Origin of the sequence: Sphingomonas sp. LaA6.9 (assembly GCF_022601895.1) — a bacterium.
GTDB lineage: Bacteria > Pseudomonadota > Alphaproteobacteria > Sphingomonadales > Sphingomonadaceae > Sphingobium_A.
Genome location: NZ_JAKVIO010000002.1, coordinates 24097 through 45043 on the forward strand (window position 1 = coordinate 24097; position 20947 = coordinate 45043).

The 20947-nt window shown below is 63.9% G+C and carries 22 protein-coding genes; 18 read left to right on the forward strand and 4 right to left on the reverse strand.

From position 1 onward, the window contains the following. Positions 1-2 precede the first annotated feature (2 nt). Positions 3-944, forward strand: a complete 942-nt coding sequence (locus MKI88_RS01285; RefSeq protein ID WP_241628706.1) for an SDR family NAD(P)-dependent oxidoreductase — start codon at positions 3-5, stop codon at positions 942-944. On the opposite strand, the gene MKI88_RS01290 is transcribed toward MKI88_RS01285, so the two are convergent. The 3 genes from MKI88_RS01290 to MKI88_RS01300 are packed head-to-tail and all read right to left on the reverse strand — an operon-like array spanning position 938 to position 3705. Next, positions 938-1807: an SDR family NAD(P)-dependent oxidoreductase gene (locus MKI88_RS01290; RefSeq protein ID WP_241628708.1), complete on the reverse strand. Its 870-nt coding sequence runs from the start codon at positions 1805-1807 to the stop codon at positions 938-940. The genes MKI88_RS01285 and MKI88_RS01290 overlap by 7 nt on opposite strands. After that, positions 1804-3024 (reverse strand): MFS transporter, encoded by a 1221-nt coding sequence (locus MKI88_RS01295; RefSeq protein ID WP_241628711.1) that lies wholly within the window; start codon positions 3022-3024, stop codon positions 1804-1806. The genes MKI88_RS01290 and MKI88_RS01295 overlap by 4 nt, the downstream gene beginning before the upstream one ends. A gap of 21 nt (positions 3025-3045) precedes the next feature. Beyond that, complete coding sequence (locus MKI88_RS01300) at positions 3046-3705, reverse strand: TetR/AcrR family transcriptional regulator (RefSeq protein ID WP_241628713.1); 660 nt, start codon at positions 3703-3705, stop codon at positions 3046-3048. A 90-nt stretch (positions 3706-3795) separates the two neighbouring features. On the opposite strand from MKI88_RS01300, the gene MKI88_RS01305 reads away from it, so the two are divergent. The 15 genes from MKI88_RS01305 to MKI88_RS01375 all read left to right on the forward strand — a co-directional run bounded on the left by MKI88_RS01305 (position 3796) and on the right by MKI88_RS01375 (position 17518). Then, on the forward strand, positions 3796-5148 hold the full coding sequence (locus MKI88_RS01305) for a hypothetical protein (protein ID WP_241628715.1): 1353 nt from the start codon (positions 3796-3798) through the stop codon (positions 5146-5148). Continuing rightward, positions 5145-6569, forward strand: coding sequence for an acyl-CoA reductase (locus tag MKI88_RS01310; protein WP_241628716.1), 1425 nt, complete (start codon positions 5145-5147; stop codon positions 6567-6569). The genes MKI88_RS01305 and MKI88_RS01310 overlap by 4 nt, the downstream gene beginning before the upstream one ends. A gap of 104 nt (positions 6570-6673) precedes the next feature. After that, a complete protein-coding gene (locus MKI88_RS01315) occupies positions 6674-7429 on the forward strand; it encodes an SDR family oxidoreductase (protein WP_241628718.1) in 756 nt (251 codons plus the stop codon). Positions 7430-7496: 67 nt separating this feature from the next. Next, a complete protein-coding gene (locus tag MKI88_RS01320) occupies positions 7497-8885 on the forward strand; it encodes an MFS transporter (RefSeq protein WP_241628720.1) in 1389 nt (462 codons plus the stop codon). A gap of 29 nt (positions 8886-8914) precedes the next feature. Beyond that, entirely contained in the window at positions 8915-9205 is a 291-nt protein-coding gene (locus MKI88_RS01325; RefSeq protein ID WP_241628722.1) for a DUF1330 domain-containing protein, read from the forward strand. A gap of 3 nt (positions 9206-9208) precedes the next feature. Then, positions 9209-9925: an alpha/beta hydrolase gene (locus MKI88_RS01330; RefSeq protein WP_241628724.1), complete on the forward strand. Its 717-nt coding sequence runs from the start codon at positions 9209-9211 to the stop codon at positions 9923-9925. 16 nt (positions 9926-9941) lie between these two features. Next, positions 9942-10727: a phosphatase PAP2 family protein gene (locus MKI88_RS01335; protein WP_241628726.1), complete on the forward strand. Its 786-nt coding sequence runs from the start codon at positions 9942-9944 to the stop codon at positions 10725-10727. Between the two features lie 32 nt (positions 10728-10759). Then, positions 10760-11413: a carboxymuconolactone decarboxylase family protein gene (locus tag MKI88_RS01340; protein ID WP_241628728.1), complete on the forward strand. Its 654-nt coding sequence runs from the start codon at positions 10760-10762 to the stop codon at positions 11411-11413. 326 nt (positions 11414-11739) lie between these two features. After that, positions 11740-11970, forward strand: coding sequence for a biotin/lipoyl-containing protein (locus MKI88_RS01345; protein ID WP_241628731.1), 231 nt, complete (start codon positions 11740-11742; stop codon positions 11968-11970). Between the two features lie 11 nt (positions 11971-11981). Beyond that, positions 11982-13085, forward strand: coding sequence for a Gfo/Idh/MocA family protein (locus MKI88_RS01350; RefSeq protein WP_241628733.1), 1104 nt, complete (start codon positions 11982-11984; stop codon positions 13083-13085). Between the two features lie 53 nt (positions 13086-13138). Next, positions 13139-13606 carry a MarR family winged helix-turn-helix transcriptional regulator gene (locus MKI88_RS01355; protein ID WP_241628735.1) on the forward strand — a complete coding sequence of 156 codons (468 nt, stop codon included), beginning with the start codon at positions 13139-13141 and terminating at the stop codon, positions 13604-13606. Next, on the forward strand, positions 13606-14682 hold the full coding sequence (locus MKI88_RS01360; RefSeq protein ID WP_241628737.1) for a phosphotransferase family protein: 1077 nt from the start codon (positions 13606-13608) through the stop codon (positions 14680-14682). Before MKI88_RS01355 ends, MKI88_RS01360 begins: the two co-directional genes overlap by 1 nt. Beyond that, complete coding sequence (locus tag MKI88_RS01365) at positions 14679-15974, forward strand: acyl-CoA dehydrogenase family protein (protein WP_241628739.1); 1296 nt, start codon at positions 14679-14681, stop codon at positions 15972-15974. Before MKI88_RS01360 ends, MKI88_RS01365 begins: the two co-directional genes overlap by 4 nt. Next, the gene (locus MKI88_RS01370) at positions 15971-16717 is read left to right on the forward strand and encodes an SDR family NAD(P)-dependent oxidoreductase (protein WP_241628741.1); all 747 of its coding nucleotides are present in this window, start codon (positions 15971-15973) and stop codon (positions 16715-16717) included. The genes MKI88_RS01365 and MKI88_RS01370 overlap by 4 nt, the downstream gene beginning before the upstream one ends. Before the next feature lie 12 nt (positions 16718-16729). Continuing rightward, positions 16730-17518, forward strand: a complete 789-nt coding sequence (locus tag MKI88_RS01375) for an SDR family NAD(P)-dependent oxidoreductase (protein ID WP_241628743.1) — start codon at positions 16730-16732, stop codon at positions 17516-17518. A 56-nt stretch (positions 17519-17574) separates the two neighbouring features. Here the strand turns inward: MKI88_RS01375 and MKI88_RS01380 are convergent, their stop codons facing one another. After that, on the reverse strand, positions 17575-18627 hold the full coding sequence (locus MKI88_RS01380; RefSeq protein WP_241628745.1) for an AraC family transcriptional regulator: 1053 nt from the start codon (positions 18625-18627) through the stop codon (positions 17575-17577). A 160-nt stretch (positions 18628-18787) separates the two neighbouring features. Here MKI88_RS01380 and MKI88_RS01385 point away from each other — a divergent pair, with 160 nt between their 5' ends. Together MKI88_RS01385 and MKI88_RS01390 are read left to right on the forward strand one after the other, a co-directional pair. Beyond that, positions 18788-19765 carry an enoyl-CoA hydratase/isomerase family protein gene (locus MKI88_RS01385; protein ID WP_241628748.1) on the forward strand — a complete coding sequence of 326 codons (978 nt, stop codon included), beginning with the start codon at positions 18788-18790 and terminating at the stop codon, positions 19763-19765. 160 nt (positions 19766-19925) lie between these two features. Continuing rightward, positions 19926-20945: an AraC family transcriptional regulator gene (locus tag MKI88_RS01390; RefSeq protein ID WP_241628750.1), complete on the forward strand. Its 1020-nt coding sequence runs from the start codon at positions 19926-19928 to the stop codon at positions 20943-20945. Positions 20946-20947: the final 2 nt, after the last annotated feature.

Here is a 20947-nt window from a genome sequence, read left to right on the forward strand (position 1 = left end):
GCATGAGCACGATCCGCTTTGACGGCCGCACGGTCATCATAACCGGCGCTGGCGGGGGATTGGGACGCGCCTATGCGCTCGAAATCGCAGCGCGGGGCGGGGCGGTCGTGGTCAACGATCTGGGTGGATCGGTCGCTGGCGGCTCTGGCGCGTCTTCCGCAATGGCGGAAGAGGTTGTGGCCGAGATCAGGGCGGCGGGCGGCAAAGCCGTCGCCGATGCCAGCGACGTCGCATCGGCGGAAGGTGGACAGGCAATGGTGCAGGCCGCGCTCGATGCGTTCGGGCGAGTCGATGCCGTCATCGCAAACGCAGGCAATATGCGCTTCGGTCCCTTCGAGGAGCTGACGGCCGAAGACTTGGATTCGCTGCTGGCTGTCCATGTGCGCGGGTCGTTCAACGTCGCGCATGCTTCCTGGTCGCACATGAAGGCGCAGGGCTTTGGCCGGATCGTCTTCACGACCTCTTCGGGCGGAATGCTGGGTTTGCCGCAACTGTCCGCCTATGGTGCGGCCAAGGGCGGGGTCATGGGGTTGATGCACGGCCTTTCCGAGGAAGGGCGGCCGCACGGGATTCTCTGCAATGCGGTCATGCCCAATGCGGCGAGCCGGATGGCGGCAGCCATGGGCCCCGGAACACTCGGTGCAAACCCTTGGGTCGAGACGCTCTATCCCGCCTTTGATCCGCGCTACACGGCTGGGCTCGTGGCATTTCTGGCGCATGAATCCTGCACCTCGACCCATGCGGTCTATTCGGCTGCAGGCGGGCGCATCGCGCGCATGTTCGTCGGCGCGACCAAAGGCTGGAACGGGCCGCTGGAAGCGCCGCCAACGGCCGAAGATGTCGCTGCCCATTTCGACGAGATCGGCGATGACACAAGGGGCTACGCGATTCCCGCAAATGCCTTTGACGAGTTCCGCATCGTCGCTGAGGGGCGGGCTCAGTAGCCCGCCACAAGTTCCTCGCTGACTTCCCACAGCCTGCGCGCGGTGTCGTCATCCTGCGCGGTCTGGGAAGGGGACAATGCCTCGCGCCGGTGGAAATAGAGTCCGCTGCTCTGCCCCGGTTCCTCTGCGCTCGCCAGCCAGACCAGCGTGTCGGCGGCCTCCTCGGGCGTAGAGGCGCGATCCCTGATCGACTCCATATAGGCCTTCATCGGCGCATCGCAGTGGTTCGCGAAATTGCTGTCGACCACGCCCGGATGCATCGCGTGCGAGATGATGCCGTAATCCGCCACGCGCCGCGCGAGTTCGCGTGCGAAGAGCACATTGGCAAGCTTGGCATGGCAATAGGCCGACCCGCCGACAAAGCCTTCGGAAAATGTCAGGTCGTGCCACTTGATCGCAGGGCAATGCTCATGTCCCGTGGACGACACCGCGACCACGCGCACCGCACCCGGCGCTGATTGCGCGGCCGCCGCTTTTAGAAGCGGCATAAGCTTCCTGGTCAGCAGGAAGTGGGCGAGATGGTTGCCCGCGAACGTGGCCTCATGCCCTTCGGGCGTGATCACCCGCTCGGCGCATACACCCCCGGCATTGTTGAGCAGCGCATCGACGCGCGGCGTAGTTCGTGCGATTTCGTTCGCCGCGCGCGCGACATCGGCGAGGAGCGAAAAGTCGGCGCGGATCATGGTGAAATCGGCACCGGACAGCGCCCGCAACTCGGCTTCTGCCTTGGCGCAGCGCTCCGGATCACGTCCCACACCGATCACGCGCCAACCCTTTTCAAGCAGCTGGCGGGCGGCCGCCTTGCCGACGCCGGCGCTTGCGCCTGTGACGACGGCAACGCGTTTTTCGGTGGAAGCGTTCATGCGACGGCTCCCCGCATCATCGGGGGACGACGCCCAAGCGTCAGGAACAGGAGCGCGCCTATCAAGGTGGTACAGGCGCTGAGCATCAGGAACGGTGCGTAGCTGTCCCACTGGCTGAGCGTGTAGCTGAGCGTCAGCGCGCCAATCGCCGAGCCGCCGGCGATGGCGGCACCCACCAACCCCAGCACCAGACTGAACACCCCAAGGCCGAAGCGGCGTGAGACGAGATAGGCGGCGATGTCGCCTTCCGCGCCCTGTGCCATTCCCATCAGCGCGACCGACAGGGCGAGGACCAGCGTCGCATCGAATGGAGAGGCCATGAGCATCATCCCGATCGCGGGCGTGCCTAAAGCCAGCGCGGCGACATGATGCGGCTGCACCCGGTCGAGCGACAGCCCGCAGGCAAAGCGGCCCGCGATCACGCCCATGGCGTAGATCGAAACGAGCCAGGTAGCGGTCTGCGAAGCCGCGCCGCTGTCCATCAGGACCAGCTTCATCTGCGCCGAGGCCAGGCCCTGCGGAATGTTCACCAGCACCATGCCGACGATCAGTACCCAGAAGGCCGGGTTGCCGAGGATCAGCCGGTAGTCGTTGCCGTGGCTTTCCACGGACTCGTGCACGACCTGCCTTTCGCCGACATGGGCAGGCGTCATCGACACCGCCAGCAGACCGAAGGCGAGCGTTGCGGCGCCGAGCACAAGATAGGCGGTCCGCCAGCCTTCCGCGTCTATCAGCCAGTCGAGTGCCGGAGCGAAAATGGCTCCGACGAGCGGTGGGCCAGTCATCACGATCGAGAAGGCAAGACCACGCGCGCGCTCGAAACGTTCCGCGACGATGCGAGTGTAAACGGGCGAGGTGGTGAGCGTTCCGACCACGATCTGAAGCACTGCGATCGCGAAGAACGCGCTGATGTCGCCGGGCTGGAAGGCATAGGCAACATAGGCGATCGGGCCGGTGAGCACACCGACCGCGGAGATCGTACGTACGCCGAACCGGTCGGTCAGGCGCCCGGTGATCGGCTGCATCACGATCATCAGAAGGCCGAAGCTGGCGAGCAGCGCGAACTGCGACCTGGCCCAGCCGAATTCGCCGATCAGCCGGGGCGCAAAGATGCTCGCGGTATAGGCGTTGAGGCCGATGCCGAAGCCGAGGCCCATGGTGGCAGCGAGCAGGGGCCGCCAATGTGTTCGCAACTCACCCCAATAGGCCGAAGCCATCCTCTCCTCCTCTTTTCTTGTTCAGCGTGGCCGGACCCCGTTGAGGAACAGGCGGACGGCAGTTCCAATCCAGTCTTCGATCTCGTCCTGGCGCATGGCTTCACCCGAGGCGAGAAGACGGACGGGGCCGCCGACCACCATGCTCATGAAGACATTGGCTGCCATTTCGGGGCGCTCCACGCAAACCGCCCCGGCGCTATCGTGTCGGCGGAACAGATCGGTGAGGAAGTCGATCACCGGCTTTGCGCCCTGCTCGTAGGACAGCGTGAATATCTCGGGAAAGCGGTATGACTCGGTGTTTATGACGCGCCGCAGCTTCAGCCCCTGGGGTGTCATCAGATCGGCAATGCGCGTCCGGGCAATAGCAGTGAGCGTCCGCTCTAGATCGTCGCTCGCCAGCGCATGCAATGCCGCGGGCGACATCCGGGTACGCTCGATCGCCCGCTCGACCGCTGCCAGGAATAGTGACGCCTTGTCCTCATACCGGGCGTAAATCGTGCGCTTGGTCATGCCGACCGCGGCGGCCACGCCCTCCATCGTCGTCAGCTCGAAACCCTTGTCGAGAAACATGTCGAGAGCGGTGTCGAGCAGTTCGGCGTGGCGCGCCTGCGCCTGTTCGCGGGTCGGGCGACCGGCGCGGCTTCTTGCCTCTGCGGCGATGGTTTCGATGCTTGCGTCCATGTTTGGGCTTGCGCTCTCTGCCGAATCGTGAATAATGAAACGTATCAGGTGCTATTAATGCAATTTCGCAGAAGCGGCAAGGAGCAAGTGATGGGTGAGGCAGCGGATCGGCTTACCGGGCTGGCGAGTTCGGACTACAGGTTCAACATCCCCTATCAGGAACTGCGCGCGCTCCAGGTCGAGGCGCTCAACGAGCGGTTTCAGGAGAACAAGGGCACGATCAAGCTGCTTGCCCACCGCGCCCGTGAGGCAGGTCTTTCGGAGCTGAACTCGGTCGAAGACGCGGTGCAGCTGCTGTTCCCGCATACCGCGTACAAGAGTTACCCGGAGAACTGGCTGCTCGAGGAGCGCTGGGACAAGCTGACCAAATGGCTCAGCACGATTTCCGCGCATCCGATCCGCCCGATCGACATGGAGGACATAAGCGACGTCGATGACTGGATCGACCGGCTTCAGGCGGTTGGCCATTTCATTTCGTGCTCAAGCGGCACCACCGGCAAGTCCGCGATGCTGATCGCCTCGCAAAAGGACATGGACTGGTCGAAGGCCGACACGGTCAACGTCTTTTCGTGGGGATCGGGCGTGCAGCCGAGGCGTGACCGCAAGATCATGGGCCTTGCGCCCGTGGCCAAGGTGCCGAAGAACGAGATCATCGGCGAGGCGCAGCGCCAAGCCTTTGGGGATCCGACGAAGGAAGCCTTCCAATATCCCGTACCCGCGATCACCGTCGGTTCGCTGACGCGCATGGTGGTGCTCCGCAAGGCGATAGCCGACGGCACCGCCCGCCCCGGCGACATTGCCGAGTTCGACGAGACCTCGCGCCAGCGGCAGGAAGCGATGGACCGTGCGGTCGACATCGCCGCTGACGCGATGATCGAGCATCGGCACGACAAGCTCTACATCGCGGGCATGTGGAACGCGCTCTACCAGGTTGCGAGGGCCGTGCGCGAACGCGGCTACAGCGCGAAGGACTTCGACCCCGACAACTGCATCTATATCGGCGGCGGATTGAAACGCGCGCAACTGCCCGAGGACTATCAGCAATTCGTCCACGAGACCTTCAACATTCCCGAGGGTCGTCACTTCCAGAACTACAGCATGCAGGAACTCAATTCGGGCATGCCGAAGTGCCGCGAGGGCAATCGCTACCATGTGCCGCCGTGGATCGTGCCGATGATCCTCAACAAGGACGGCGACGCGCTGCTGCCCCACGATTATGATGGCGAGGTGGAAGGCCGCGCCGCGTTCTTCGACCTTTCGCTCGACGGGCGCTGGGGCGGAGTGATCACGGGGGACAGGATTTCGCTCGATTACGGCCCGTGCAGCTGTGGAAGCGCTGGTCCGTCGATCCGCGACAATATCGCCCGCTACGCCGACCTGGAAGGCGACGACAAGATCGGCTGCGCGGGCACCGTCGATGCTTATGTGAGAGGTGTGGCATGAACGTCCTGGAAAAGAAGCCCGAGGCAGCGCCCCCCGTGGAGCAGCCGATCCCGGTCAACCATTTCGTCCGCGGCAAGCTGGTGTCGGGCAATGCGATCACGCACCGCTCACGCGACCTCGGTGTCGACTTCGTCACGCCCGAGATCGACCTCAACGCGCTCGTTGCTCCGCGTTCGGAACTGCCGCCGTTGCTCGACGTGCCGACCAGCGAGATCATCGACTTTCTCGTCGAGGCCGGCCAGCGGATGGATTTCGAGACCAATCCCTATCTGCAGGAGGCGCTCGAGCATACCGTCAAGGTCAATCCGCTGCCGCGGCGCGTGGTGGAAAACCTGTTCCGCCGCGCCAAGCATTTCCTGACGCCGGAGGGCTTGAGGTGCAGCATCGAATCGAGCTTTCTCAATCCCGCGGCGCTCGATGGCTGGGTCGAACGCACGGACATGCATGGCAACAAGGGCGCGCTGCGCGCCTTTCCGCCGCGCATGGTCCACATGCTCGCGGGCAATTCGCCGACGGGGTGTATCTCGTCGATCGCGCAGGGCGCGCTGGTGAAAGCGATCAACGTCTTCAAGATGCCCTCGAGCGACCCGTTCACCTGCGTCGCGATGCTGCGCACCATGGCCGATGTCGATCCCGATCATCCCGTCGTCCGTTCGATGTCCGCGGTCTATTGGCGCGGCGGTGATGAGCGGATCGAGGGCACGCTCTATCGTCCCCAATATTTTGACAAGATTGTCGCCTGGGGCGGGGGCGACGCGATCCGCAACGTCATCAAGTATATCGGTCCCGGCATCCAGATGGTGTCCTTCGACCCCAAGACCTCGATCTCGATGATCGGACCCGAGGGATTTGAAAACTCCGAAGTGATCGACGAGATCGCCGATGCCGCCGCGACCGACGTTGCGACGATGAATCAGGAGGCGTGCCTCGCCAGTCGCTTCATCTTCGTCGAAGGCGAGCGCGAGGGTGTCGAGGTATTCTGCGCCCGTTTGCAGGAACGGCTCGGCGTCGATCGCGAAACGACCTCGGCATTGGCGCATCCGCTGCCCGTGGAGGTGCGCGACGAGATCGAGATGCTCCAGCTTATGGACGATGAATGCACGGTCTGGGGCAAGCCCGATGGACGCGGCCTCGTGATCCTGACCAGCGAGCCCGTCGATTTCCATCCGAGCAACAAGACCGCGAACGTCGTTCATGTGAGCTCGCTCGATGATGCGATCCGCTATGTAAATGTCGCGACGCAGACGATCGGCATGTATCCGCCTGAACGAAAGCGCGCGATGCGCGACCGGCTGGCCAGTGCGGGCGCCCAGCGTGTGGTCCGGCTCGGCGGGGCAGCGAAGCACGTCATGGGCGGCGCGCATGACGGAATGCTGCCGCTTCAGCGCTTCGTGCACTGGATGAGCGACGAGGACGCCTGAGCGATATCTGGCCACGCCGGCCACGGTTTGGGCCAAAATATTTTACAGCGACACGTCGCCGCGCGATCACTTGCTGAAATATCGGCAAGTGGGAGAAGCGGATCATGACGGTGAGTCTGTCGGGCAAGGTGGCTCTCGTCACCGGAGCATCGTCGGGGATCGGCGAAGCAGCCGCACTCGCGCTCGCGGAAGCGGGTTCAACCGTCGCCGTCTCCGCACGGCGCGCTGACCGGCTCGCGGCTTTGGTTGCGCGGATCGAGGCTGCAGGCGGCAAGGCCCTGGCACTGCCCGGCGACGTCGCGGTGGAGGCCGAAGCGACCAAAACGGTCGAGGATACTGTCGCCCGCTTGGGGCGTATCGATATCCTCGTCAATTCGGCGGGCGTCATACAGTCGGGAGGCGTCGAAAGCCTGCCGCTGGACGAATGGCGGCGCGTCATCGACATCAATCTGCTCGGCACGCTCTACACCTGCAAGGCCGCGATCGGCCCGATGAAGGCGCAGGGGGCCGGGGACATCATCAACATCTCCTCGACCGCGGGCCGTCGCGCCGCCGGACTGTTCGGTCCCTATTCGACGAGCAAGTTCGGGCTGACCGGCTTCACCGAGGGACTGCGGCAGGAGGTCGGCGGCGCCGGCATCCGCGTCGCCATCGTAGAGCCGGGGGCGACCGAGACCGAAGTCGCGGGTGGTATCGGCGATCCCGCCATGCGCGCCGCCATGCAGCAGCATGTCGGCAAGGAGGGGGCGATGAAACCGTCCGACATCGCCGACGCGATTGTTTTCATTGCGTCACTGCCGCCGCGCGCAAATGTCTCCCAAATCCTGATAAGGCCGACCATCGACACGGCGGCCATGTAACGGCTGCGTTCCTGAAGGACCCGAGCCCCGAAAAAGAAGCTCTGGCCTGGCGGGGGAGGAGAGCATCATGGCAGAAACTATCCCCGCAGACGGCGTGGTAGTCACCAGAGCCGAGAGTGAGATCCCGCCAGCGGGCGCAATCGCCTCAGGAACGACGGACAGCCTTCCGGCTTTCCCGTATCGCGCTTACGTTCTGTTTGTATCGGTGCTCGTCGGCGCCTGCAGCACGCTGGATCGACAGATCCTTACCATGCTGGTCGAACCTATCCGCAAGGAGTTCGAGCTAAGCGACCAGCAGGTCGGACTGATTACCGGGCTTGCCTTCGCGCTGGTCTATGTCCTCGCCGCCATTCCCGCCGCGCGTCTGGCCGATCGCTGGTCGCGGCGCGGGGTCGTGGCGCTCGCGGTATCGGCATGGAGCTTCATGACCGTCGTCTGCGGCTTCGCCCAGAGTTTCGTTCAGTTATTTCTCGCGCGCGTAGGAGTCGGACTTGGCGAGGCGGGCGGCAGTGCACCGATTCAGGCGCTTATCAGCGACTATTTCCCGCAAAAGCAGCGTGGAACGGCACTCTCCATCTATCTGCTGGGGTCGCCTATCGGGATGGGCGTCGGGCTTGCCTTTGGTGGCTGGGCGCTCGCCGAATATGGCTGGCGCTGGGCGTTCATCCTTGCGGGCGTTCCCGGCCTCATCATTGGCCCGCTGGTCTATTTCACGATCCGCGAAGTCCGCGCCGGGCTGGCTGATGGCGTCAGGCAGACCTTCGCCCAGCCGCCCTTTGGAGAAACCATCCGCACGCTCTGGAATATCCGGACGCTGCCGCTGATGATGCTGGCGGCCACGATCCAGGCGCTGATCGGCATGGGAATGCACGCCTGGATCCCGGCCTTTGTCGAGCGATCGCATGGTCTGGGTTCGGTCGAGATCGGTGCCAAGCTGGGTCTGTATGTGGCGACGGGCTCGATCCTCGGGCATATCTGCGGCGGACCACTTGCCGACATTCTCGGCCGCCGCGACATACGCTGGCATCTCTGGACCCCCATCATTGCCGGGCTGCTCGCCGTAAGCGCCGCCGCCTTCGCCTTTACCGGGCCCGTCGAATACGCGTTCCCGCTGTTCGGCATACAGGTTTTCCTGACCGGGCTCTTTGCCGCGCCGATGATCTATATCTGCACCACGCTGGCGCCGGTTTGGGCGCGGGCGACTTCGGCCGCCTGCTCGATGTTCATCATCAACCTGATCGGACTTGGACTTGGCCCGGTGGCAATCGGCAAGCTGAGCGACTTGCTGAGGCCGAGCTATGGCGATGAATCACTGCGGATGGCGTTGCTGTGCTCGCTCGTCGTCGTGATCCCGGCGGCAATCTGCTTCCTGCTCGCCAGCCGCACGTACAAGGCCGATTTCGAGGCCGCCCGCATCCGGCTCGGCCAGGCATCGCTGCCGGCAATGGGCCACTGAACGAAGGAAACCGCACCATGCCCGCATACATGATCTTCACGCGCGAAGGCCCGGTTTTCGATCAGGCCGAAATGGACGCCTACAGCGCGAGCAATCGCGCCCAGGCGGGCAATTTCGTGGAGAAATACGGGCTGAAGCCGCTTGCCGTATACGGCGCAATGGAGGCGCTGGAGGGTGAGGCGCCCGACGGTGTCATCATTCTTGAGTTCCCTAGCGCTGACGACGCGCGGGCCTGGTACAATAGTCCGGAATATCAGGCCGCCGCTGAGCATCGGAAAAAGGGTGCGAATTACCGCGCCATACTGGTGGAAGGACTCTGATATATGGCGACATTCGTACTGGTGCATGGTGGGGGACATGGCGGTTGGTGTTACCAGTTCGTCGCGCGGTTGCTCCGGGCCGAAGGCCATGAGGTCTATACGCCGTCGCTGACCGGCCTTGCCGAACGCGAGCATCTGCTTTCACCCGATATCGACCTCGACACGCAGATCACCGATGTCGTGAAGCTGCTTCACTTCGAGGACCTGCGCGACGTCATCCTCGTCGGCCACAGCTATGGCGGCATGGTCATTACCGGCATTGCGGATCGCGCAGCCGACCGGATCGGCCATCTGGTCTATCTCGATGCGGCCAACCCGGTGAACGGCCAGTCTCTTGTCGATGTCGCGGGTCCGTTCATGCTGCTCGCGCGGCAGATGGGGCGCGTGGTCGACGGAGTGGAGCTGGTGCTTTTTCCGGGCAATGATCCGATGAGCTTCTATGGCGTGACCGATCCTGCACTCATCGAGTGGATGAAGCCCAAGCTCACGCCGCACCCATGGAAATGCTTCGAACAGAAGCTGGAGCTCCACAACGAGGATGCGCTCTGGGCGATCCCGCAATCGCACATCATCTGCACATCGACCATCGAGGGACGCGATATCGAAGCACTCAAGGCAAGGAGCGACGGCCGTGTATGGGACATCGATACGGGCCATGACCTGATGATTACCGAGCCGGACGCAGTCACCGGCTATCTGCTCAAAATCGCAGCGCTTTGAACGACGAGGGGAAACAATGAAATATATCGTCGCGCTATCGATTGTTGCCGCTGCCGCAGGGGCTGCAGCAGAACAGCCCGCGCAGCGGCCTGCAGGGTCAATGCTGGGCAAGGGCTATCTCGAATCGGGACCCATGCCGGACAGCACTGTCCTCTCGCCCGCTCCCCCCGTGCCGGGTTCGGCGGCCGAGGCGCGTGACGTTGAGGCAGCCAATGCTGCGCTTCCGCTGAGGGGCAGCACTCGCTGGGCGTTGGCGACTGCTGATGCGGACCTGTTCAGCCCCAAGTCGACAATACCGCTGTCCTGCGCGGCGGGTGTCGAGATCAGCGCCCAAACCACGCCAAAGCTGGAAAAGCTGCTCCGCAAGACGACGGCCGATCTCGGCCTGTCGACGGCGGCGATCAAGAAAGCGCATCAGCGCTCACGCCCCTTCATGGTCAATGGCGAGCCGACCTGCACGCCCGACTGGGAACCGATGCTGCGCAAGGACGGATCCTATCCGTCGGGCCACAGCGCCATTGGTTATGGCTGGAGCCTGATCCTTGCCGAGCTGATGCCCGAACGCGCCGCCCGGATCGTTGCACGCGGACGTGCCTTTGGCGACAGCCGTCGCATCTGCAATGTCCATTGGCTGAGCGATATCGAGGAAGGTCGCGTGGCGGCGGCGGCGACGGTCGCGCGATTGCATTCGAATCCCGTTTTCCAGAAGGACCTGAAGGCCGCGCGCGCGGAACTGAAGAAGGTGAAGGCACAGCCGTCCAATTGCGATGCGGAATCGCAGGCGCTCAACGCAGCGCCGTGATTCACGCCGAAAGATACGAGGGAGTTGAGTAAATGAGCGATATCAAGCCACGCATCCTGCACCTGCCGCGCGCAGAGTGGACGGACGACGCACGTGAAGTCTTTGCCTTCTGGGGCGAGCCCAATGCGTGGGAAGAGGGCTCGAAAACCAACGTCATGATGGTGATGGCCAACCACCCCGATCTGGGCAAGGCCTACAACATCTGGGGCAAGCACCTGCTGATGTCGAACACACTGGGGACGCGCTACCTCGAACTCGTCATCCTGCGCGTCGCCTGGCGCGTGAAGTCCGCCTATGAGTGGCACAATCATGTGGGTTATGGCCTGAATGCGGGCCTGACGCTCGACGAGATCGCGGCGATCCGCGACTATCCGCAGGGCGGTAACTGGAACGAGCAGGATGCAGTCATCCTGCGTTCGGTCGACGAACTGATCGATGACGGCACGCTGAGCGATGTGACATGGGAAACGCTCGGCAAATATTTCGACAAGCGCCAGAAGATGGATCTGGTCTTTTCGATCGGCCACTATGTCATGACCAGCTGGGCATTGTCGGCCTTCGGCGTCGACATCGAGGGTGGCGCCGACCGGATCGGGTTCGATCTCAAGACCGCATCAGGCAAGGTGCCGGGCAAGACCTACAAGCCCGGCGAGACCGAGGACTGGACCGACAGCCGCGGGTACTGAGTTGGTCGCGCAGCACTGCAGTGGCACGCGGTGTCGGAGCGAGGATATCGGCCCTGACCATGCCGACCATTATTCCGACGCCCTTCGATATGAGCGCGGGCTATGGTTGATCGCCCACCGTCGCATTCGGCACGACTGGCAGGCTCCGGACAGCCTGTTTCGCGAGGCAGTTGCGCGGACGCGTCGAGGCGCGGATCATGCCGTGGCCGTATCGTGCCAACGATATCGGGAAGGCGCAATCCGCTTTCCGGATTGCCCGATCGCGTTGGCGCGATAGGCACGGAGGAAGATAACTGCATCGACCTCTACGAAGGGACCAACTGACCATGGCTACCGAGATCCTGCTACCCAAGATCGGCTTTTCGATGACCGAGGGCCAGATTGCCGAATGGCTTGCCAGCGATGGCGCGCAGGTGACGGAGGGTGAGCCGCTGTACCTGCTTGAGGCCGACAAATCGACCAATGAGGTCGAAGCACCTGCGAGCGGCACGCTGCGCATCATCGCGGAAGCGGGCGAAATATACGAGGTTGGCACCGTTCTCGGCACCATCGAATAAGGCGGCGCTTCGTGACGTTGCGTGTCGGGATTGTCAGCGCGGCCTGGGGCGCCTTCGCGCACCTTCCCGCCTGGCGTGCCATTCCGGATGTCGAGGTGACGGCGATCTGCACCTCCCGGCAGGTAACCGCCGAGGCGGCGGCGGGTCGGCTCGGGCTGCCGCGCGCCTTCTGGAACGCCGAGGAGATGTGCGCCGATCCCGATATCGATATCGTCGATCTCGGTACGCGTCCCAGCGTCCGCAAGCCGATGGTGCTGGCGGCGCTGGCGAACGGTAAGCACGTCTATAACGCCAGCCCGCACGCCCCCGACTGGACGGGCGCGAAGGAAATCGACGCCGCGTGGCGCGCGAGCAGCAGCATTGGCGTGGTCGATGCCTTTTCCGAATGGATTCCCGCCAACCGGCAGATGCTGGCGATGGTGGAGGATGGCTATCTGGGCCGGCCACTCGGCGGCACGTGCCACTTCACCATTTCGCTGTTCAATCAGCCAATCAAGCAATTCCCCTATAACTGGTTCGCTCAAGGAGGGCAGGGCGTCTCGGCGGTCCGCAACAACGGCAGCCATGCGCTCTACATGTTGCTCCGGCTGTTTGGTCCCGTCGAGGAACTGGTGGCCGATGACAGCCAGATCCTCAAGCAGTGGGTGTTCCCGGATGGGGATGTTATCACCCCCGAGACGACCGATCTTGCCAATGTCATCCTTCGCTTCGCGGGCGGCCTCGTCATGCAGATGCAGATCAGCTGGAGCATGCCGCTCCATGACGGCTGGCTGATCGACGTGTTCGGCGAAAAGGGTCGTCTCGTTTCTTCATCGCCCACATTCCCGACCGCGCGAGACTGCACCCTTCGCGGCGGGCAACTGGGAGGGGCGCTGGCGGAGATCGAGATCCCTGACCGGTTCAGGACCGTTCAGGGCATCGGGCTCGACTGGCAGAGCGAGCCGCAGCCGAGCTTCCCGATGGCACTGTCGATGCACAATATGGTCGAAGCTATCGAAGGTCGCGCACATGGCGCACCCGATTTCGCGCAGGCGCTCGAGGTGGAGCGCATTCAGGAAGCGATCCGGCTGTCGAGTCTCGAGCGGCGCTGGGTGAGGGTTTCGGACATCGTCTGAAGGCATCACCGAGTCACTTTGACATGATTATGTCAAAGTGACATGATCGTTTCATGCAAAGTCGGTTCGATTCCCTCAATCCGCTTGTCGTGCTGGTCGATGAGACCAGCCGGCTGAGCGGGCGTCTGAAAAGCGTCTTCGCCGATGTCCGGCGGTCGGTCGGGCTCGGGGAGTCCGAAATGATGGTGCTTGCCGCGGTGGTGGAAGCCGAACGGGCGCCCACCGTACCGCAGATCGGGCGATCGCTTGGACATCCGCGGCAATTGATCCAGCGCGCGGCCAATGCGCTGATCGTCGAAGGGCTGATCGACACCGTGGCCAATCCCGACCACAAGCGCGCGACCTTGTTGCGCGCAACCGAGCGTGGCGTGGCTCTGAAGCGCCAGGCCGATGCGCGCGCCGATGCCATCGCACGCTCGCTGTCCACAACTCTGGACCTCGAAAGCGCGCGGGACGTCGCGCACGCGCTGGGCGCCATCCGCCGGCAACTCGAAGCCGAGCTGCGCATCAGGGAGGATTGATGTCGAAGATCGAACATAATCTCGACGCGCTCGCGAACATTCCGCGTCTCACCGAATGGCTCGACGCGCATGTTCCCGAGCTGGGCAAAGGCCCGCTCAGGACCGCGTTGCTCCATGGCGGCCAGTCCAATGTCGTGCTCACGCTCGATCGTGGCGAAGGGTCGATGGTGCTGCGCCGTCCGCCCGCCGTGCCGCCGCCGGGCGCCGAGAACGGCGTGCTGCGCGAGGCACGCATTCTGACGGCGCTCAACCAGACCGAGGTGCCGCATCCCGTGTGTCACGCCTCGTGCGATGACCCGTCGGTGATCGGCGCGCCCTTTTACGTGATGGAGAAGGTCGGCGGCTGGGCGCCGAACCTGCGCGACGGGAAGATCCACAACGCGCCGCCCTTCGATAAGATGCCCTATACCTATGGCATTCCCTTCGCGATCGTCGACGGGCTGGTCGCATTGGCCAACGTCGATTACGAGGCGATCGGGCTTGGCGACTATGGCCGGCCGGGCAATTTCCTCGAACGCCAGGTCGATCGCTGGGTGGGGCAGCTTGCGTCCTACAAGGATCGCTACGGCTATGCGGGTCGCGATCTGCCCGGCTATGCCGAAACCGAGGCATGGTTGCGCGCCAATGTGCTGAAGAAAGAGGTGCGCGGCATCATCCACGGCGATGTCGGCACGCCCAACATGATGTTCCGTCCGGGCCCGCCGGCAAGGCTGGTGGCGATGCTCGACTGGGAGCTGTCGACGATCGGCGATCCGATGCTCGATATCGGCTGGTTCACCGGATCGATGCGCGACGAGCGCGAGCCCGACCGCGTTCAGGGAACGGGCCTCTACGATGCCACGCAGTTTCCGACGCAGCAGGAACTGGCGCGTTATTATTGCGCGGGCACGGGGCGCGACATGGCCGATTTCTACTATTTCTCGGTGCTCGCCAAGTTCAAGTCGGGCTGCCTCATGGAATACAAGGTCGCGCAGGCGGAGGCGGGGCATTTGCCCAAGGAAACCGGCCGCTTTTTCGCAAATATCGTGCTCGCCTGCTTTCGCGACGCCGCAGACATGATCCGGAGGATGCCATGATCGATTTTTCCGTCGAACCCGAATTTCAGGAAAAGCTCGACTGGATGAACCGCTTCGTCCGCGACGAATGCGAGACGATGGACCTGCTCTTTCCCGGCGCGGGCACCATGTATGACATGAGTAACACCAAGGCGCGCGCGCATCTGGAGCCGCTGCGCGACCAGGTGAAGGCAAAAGGCCTCTGGGCCTGCCACCTTGGCCCCCATCTTGGCGGTCCCGGCTATGGCCAGGTGAAGCTGGCGCTGATGAACGAGATTCTCGGGCGTTCGAGCTGGGCGCCGACCGTGTTCGGCACCGCCGCGCCCGATACCGGCAATAGCGAGATCCTCGCCATGTTCGGCACCGAGGAGCAGAAGGCGAAATATCTCCAGCCGCTGCTCGACGGCAAGATCTGCTCGGCCTTCTCCATGACCGAGCCGCAGGGCGGCGCGGATCCCACGCACTTCACCTGTGCCGCGCGGCGCGACGGCGACGAATGGGTCATTTCGGGCGAAAAGTGGTTCATCTCCAACGCGCGCTACGCCGCCTTCCACATCGTCATGGCGGTGACCAATCCCGACAACGCGCCGCACGAGCGGATGAGCATGTTCATCGTCGATGCGCAGACGCCGGGTATCGAGATCATCCGCAATTGCGCGGTGTTCGGCGAGCCGGTCGAGGACGGAAGCCATGCCTATATCCGCTATAACGACGTGCGCGTCCCGCTCGACGCCATGCTAGGCGAGCCGGGCGGAGGCTTCCGGGTGGCGCAGGCGCGTCTTGGAGGTGGTCGCATCCATCATGCGATGCGTACAGTCGGCCGCTGCCAGCGCGCGATTGACATGATGAAGGAGCGCGCGGTCTCGCGCCAGACGCGCGGGAGAAAACTGGGCGATCACCAGTTCGTCCAGGGCGCCATCGCCGACTCGGTGATCCAGCTCGAGCAGTTCCGCCTGCTGGTGCTCAAGGCCGCATGGATGATCGACGAGGTCGAGGCGGGCCGGCTGCCGCATGGCGCGGCGCGCCAGCATATCGCGATGTGCAAGGTCGCGACCGAGGCGGTCATGCACGACATCATCGGGCGCGCGGTGCGCCTCCACGGCAGTCTTGGTCTCACCGAGGAAACATGGCTGGCGCAGTTCTGGGCGGGCGTGCAGAGTCTGGCCTTCGCCGACGGCCCGACAGATACGCACCGTTCGCAGCTTGCGCGTAACCTGCTCCGCGACGTGACACCCGTGGAAGGACATTTTCCCAGCGACCACACGCCCACGCGACTGGCGGAAGCGCTGCGGCGTTATCCAGACGCACGATGACCCCCGACCCGCTCTTCGACTTCGCCGGAAAGGTCGCGCTCGTCACCGGCGGCTCGCGTGGCCTCGGGCTGGCGATGGTGCGCGCCTTTGCCGAGCGCGGGGCCGACGTCATCATCGCCAGCCGCAAGCTGGAGAATTGCGAGGCGGCGGCGCAGGAGATGCGCGCGCTGGGCGTCCGCGCGCTCGCCATTTCCGCGCATGTCGGCAAATGGGCCGAATGCGACCGGCTGATCGAGGAGAGCTATGCCGCCTTCGGCCGCGTCGACATCCTCGTCAACAATGCCGGGATGAGCCCGCGCATGCCCAGCCACGAGGTGACCGAACAGCTCTTCGATTCGGTGCTGGGCCTCAACTTCAAGGGCCCCTTCCGCCTCGCCAGCCGGATCGCGCAGCGCATGGCGGAGGGGGAGGGCGGCTCGATCATCAATATCTCGTCGTCGGGCGCGCTGATGCCCCTGCCCGAGGTCGTCCCCTATGGCGCGGCCAAGGCGGCGCTCAACGCCATGTCGGTCAGCCTCGCGCATGAATACGGCCCCAGGGTGCGCGTCAACACGCTCTCGCCGGGGCCGTTCCTGACCGATCAGGCGAGGGATCGGGGGACGGCGGATGCGGCCATTCCCCGCAATGCCCGCGGCGTGGCGGCGCCCCCGCAGGATATCGTCACCGCCGCACTGTTCCTCGCGAGCCCTGCCTCGGCGAATGTGACCGGAGCGCTGATCCGCTGCGACGGCGGGCAACGTTAGGACGGAGAGACGATGCGCAGTCTGTTCGATCTCACCGGAAAGGTGGTCCTGGCAACCGGAGGCATGAGCGGTATCGGGCTCGGCTTTCTCCAGGGCTGCGCCCGGCAAGGCGCCGCGGTCGTGATCTGGGACCGGCGGACCGAAGACGCGGCGGGGATCGTCGAGCACCTCCGCGGGCTCGGCGCTCCGGCAGTCCATGTCGAAACCGTCGACGTGTCCGGGGAGGGCGCTGTGACCGCCGCCTTCGCTTCGACCGTTGCCGCGATGGGGCGGGTCGACTGCGCGTTCGCGAATGCCGGGATCAGCAGCCGGGCGCCGTCCTTCGCCGAGCTCGGCAGCGAGACCTGGCATCAACTGCTCGACATCAATCTGCACGGCGCCTTCTACACGCTCAGGGCCGCCGTCCGGCACATGAAGGAACGCGCGCAGAACGGCGATCCCGGCGGTTCGCTCGTCGCCTGCGGAAGCCTGTCGATCTTCCACGGGCTGCAGGGCATGGAGCATTATGCCGCCGCCAAGGGCGCGCTGCTCGCGATGATCAAGGGGCTGGCGGTCGAAATGGGCCCGTTCGGCGTGCGCGCGAACATGCTCGTCCCCGGCTTCATCCTGACCGGCCTGACCGACGGCAATCCCGAAACGCAGAAGATCATCGAACGCTTCTCGGCGATCACGCCGCTCGGCCGGCCGGGCGAACTGTCGGACATAGAAGGCCCCGCCGCCTACCTCGCCTCCGACGCCTCGAAGTTCCAGACCGGCCAGGCGCTGGTGATCGACGGCGGGCGGCTGGTGAAGAATATCTGACTTGGGCGATGCGACCTTAAGCCCCTCCCTTGAAAGGGAGGGGCGGAGATTCGCGTTCAGGCACCCGCCCGAAACTTGCGCGGCGTCGTGCCCGTCCAGCGCTTGAAGGCGCGGCCGAAGCTGGTCTGTTCGCCGTAACCAAGCCGCTCGGCCACCTCGTCGAGCGGCATGCGCGTTTGCTTGAGGTAGATCCGGGCAAGATTTTCGCGCTGCGCTTCAACCAGATCGGAAAAGCTGACTTCGTGCACCGCCAGACGCGCCTGCAGCGTGCGCACCGAGAGACCGAGCTTTTCCGCGCAACGTTCGATCGAGCAATTTCCAGCGGGCAGCGCGCCACGCACATAGCTTGCAGTGCGCTCGACGATATTGGCGCGGTTCACGAGCTTGACCCGGGCCAGATAGCCCCCCAGCAGGCGGAAGATTAGCCGGTTGGCGCTGGCAATGGGCTGGTCGAGCGCCTGCACCGGAAAGCCGATCGCATTGCGCTCGGCCCGGTTCAGGACATGGCAGGCGACGAGGCTCTCGATCTCGGGCACGTCGCGCGGGCGCGCATCGACCGCCAGATGGACATAGGCGGGCTTGAAATGGTTTCCGCCAACGGTGCGCAGCAGCTTCAGCATCAGCATCAGCGCCTGGTAATTGGCCTGATCGTTGACGCCCATGTCGGTCTTCACGTTCCAGCGCAGTTCGGCGGTATGGAGTCCCTCGACCAGTTCCAGATCGGCTTCGGGTGAATGGACGATGGGAATATAGTCGACAAGACAGCCAACCGCCGAGCGCAGGTCGGGCGCAGCGCGGCACAATGCGGTGACGCAGCCGAACACGTCGGGATCCTGGAGATGCGCGAGCCTCAGCCCGAAGAGCGGATCGTCGAACAAGGTGCTGCAATATTCAAAGACGTCGACGACCTGCTGGCAGCCGATATGGCTGTCGGGATCGACCAGCGTGCGCGGTTCCAATCCGTGGCGCTCGAGGATGCGATGCGCGTCGCTCCCGCGGATGCGTGCATAGTCCGAAAAGCCCGTCAGATTGGCGGCGCGCATCTGTCCGCTCGCCGGGATCGCGTCCAGCGGTCCTTCAAGCCCGAAGAAATATTCACTCTCGTCCACCGGCGCGCCTCTTTCAGCCTGCGGCAGGATCATCGCCGCGCGCAGCCTAGCGGGCAAGGGCGGTGGCGTCCATTGTCGAGGGGGCTGCGTCAAATGCCAATACGCCGGGGACCCGCTGTGGCAGCGTCGCGCACAAACGGGGATATGTCGGGAGAGTGCCATGGCAGACGCAAATGCGGCCGAGCTGAAGAAGGAAGCGGAGCAGTTCGTCCGCTACGAAAAGGACAAGGCCACCAAGATCGCGACGATCACCTTCGATCGCCCCGGCAAGTCCAACACCACGACGATCGGCATGCGGCTGCTGTTCGGCGAATATGTCCACAAGGCCAATATCGACGATGACGTGAAGGTGCTCGTCATTCGCGGTGAGGGCGAGGATTTCGGCACGGGGGGCGACATTGCCGAACATGGCGACCTCTACCTCAACCCCGACGAGAACTCGAACTTCCTCGCCGACCTCGAGATCGACGATCCGGATGTGAAATACCCGCCGGCGGGAAGCTTCCGCTATCTTCATGGGCTGACCGATCATTATGCCAAGGGCCGCGCGGGCAATCGTCCGCTGCAGGAATTCAAGAAGATCAGCATCGTCGAGGCCAAGGGCTATTGCTATGGCTGGCACTTCTACCAGGCGGCCGACGCCGACCTCGTCGTCTGTTCGGACGACACGCTCTTCGGCCATCCGTCCTTCCGCTATGCCGGCTGGGGACCGCGCCTGTGGACCTGGCTGGAAACGATCGGCGTGCGCAAATTTTCGGAAATGCTGTTCACCGGACGGCCCTTCACCGCGAAGGAAATGGCGGACAGCAATTTCGTGAACAGCGTCGTGCCGCGCGACCAGCTCGAAGCGGAGACCGCGAAATACGCCAAGGCGTGCTCGATCACGCGGCCGCTCGACGTGGTGGTGGTGCAGAAGACCTTCATCGAACTCTACAAGCAGTATCGCGGCGAATATATGGGGAGCCTGCTCACCGGCTTTGTCGAAGGCGTGCTGCCCGCGATGAAGAACGACGTCGAGGACGATGTGAACCTCGGCAACGGCGTGTTCGACAAGGGCATCAACAATGTCGTGAAGGATCGCGACCTCGCCTATCCGGCCGAATGGCGACTGAGCCGGGGCGGGCGCGCCAGGCCCTGAACCGACGACGTGTTGATTAGCTGCGCGAAATGTCGACCAGCCTGCATGATCGGCATGGCAGCGTTTTTCGAGCGGACTAGCATGGGCATCAGATGAAGCCGGCGGCGAACCCGTTGCCCCGCAACAATTTCGGGGCGACGCCGCGGCAGGAGAGGCGAATATGGCCGACACACTTTTCGCGCTCGACAAGCGCAACTATCAGCAATGCCAGACGCTGTTTCGCGGGCAACGCGACCAGGAATATTATGCCGGCGATTACTGGATCGAGGACGCGAGCGTCATCGACGTGCGCGCGGAACGCAAGCCTGTCGGCCCCTCGTCGATCATCCTGCTGCGCTCGGCAACGCGGCTCTTCTTTCGCCGGACGCGCCAGCACATCCGGCAGGACGCAACCGATCTGTCCGTTCTCTGGTTCGTGAAGCGCGGCGGGCTGGCCATTTCGAGCCAGTGCGGCAACCGCACCGCGCATCCGGGCGATTTTGCGATCACCCGCTCGATGTCGCCCTTCTTCATCGAGTGCCAGCCCGACGAAGCGGGTGTGCACGAAGTGCTCCATGTGACCGTGCCGACACACATCCTGCGCGCGCACATCCCGCATGACCTCAGCACCGGTCTGTTCATGCCGATGGATCGGCGCGAACTCGTCATCGCGGAGAACATGCTCACCGATCTTTTCAGGGACGATGGTGATCTTGGAGCGGACACGGCCCGGACGCTTCTCGACGCCGCGCTGACGGTGATCGGCCATGCCGTTCGTGCCGATGAAACGGCCATACCCACACGGCAGACCGTCACTGACCGGCGACTGGAAGAGGTGCTGCGCTTTATCGAGGTGCATCTGGCCGATCCCGAACTTTCCACCGCGATGGTGTCGAAAGGGTGCGGGATTTCGCCGCGCTACCTGTCGTCGCTGCTGCGGCTCAAGGGGACGACCTTTTCCGAACTGGTATGGGAGCAGCGGCTGGAAAAGGCGAAGAGCTGGCTCTCCAGTTCCAATCCGCGCGACATCTCGATCAGCGAGATCGCCTATGGCGTCGGCTTCAAGAGCGCGGCGCACTTCAGCCGCATGTTCAAGCGCGTCTTCGAGATCAACCCGCGCGAATTCCGCGGCGGTCTTGGCGAGGAAATCGTGCACGCCGACTATCAGCGCTACACCGAGAGCGGCGGGCTGCTGCAATAGAG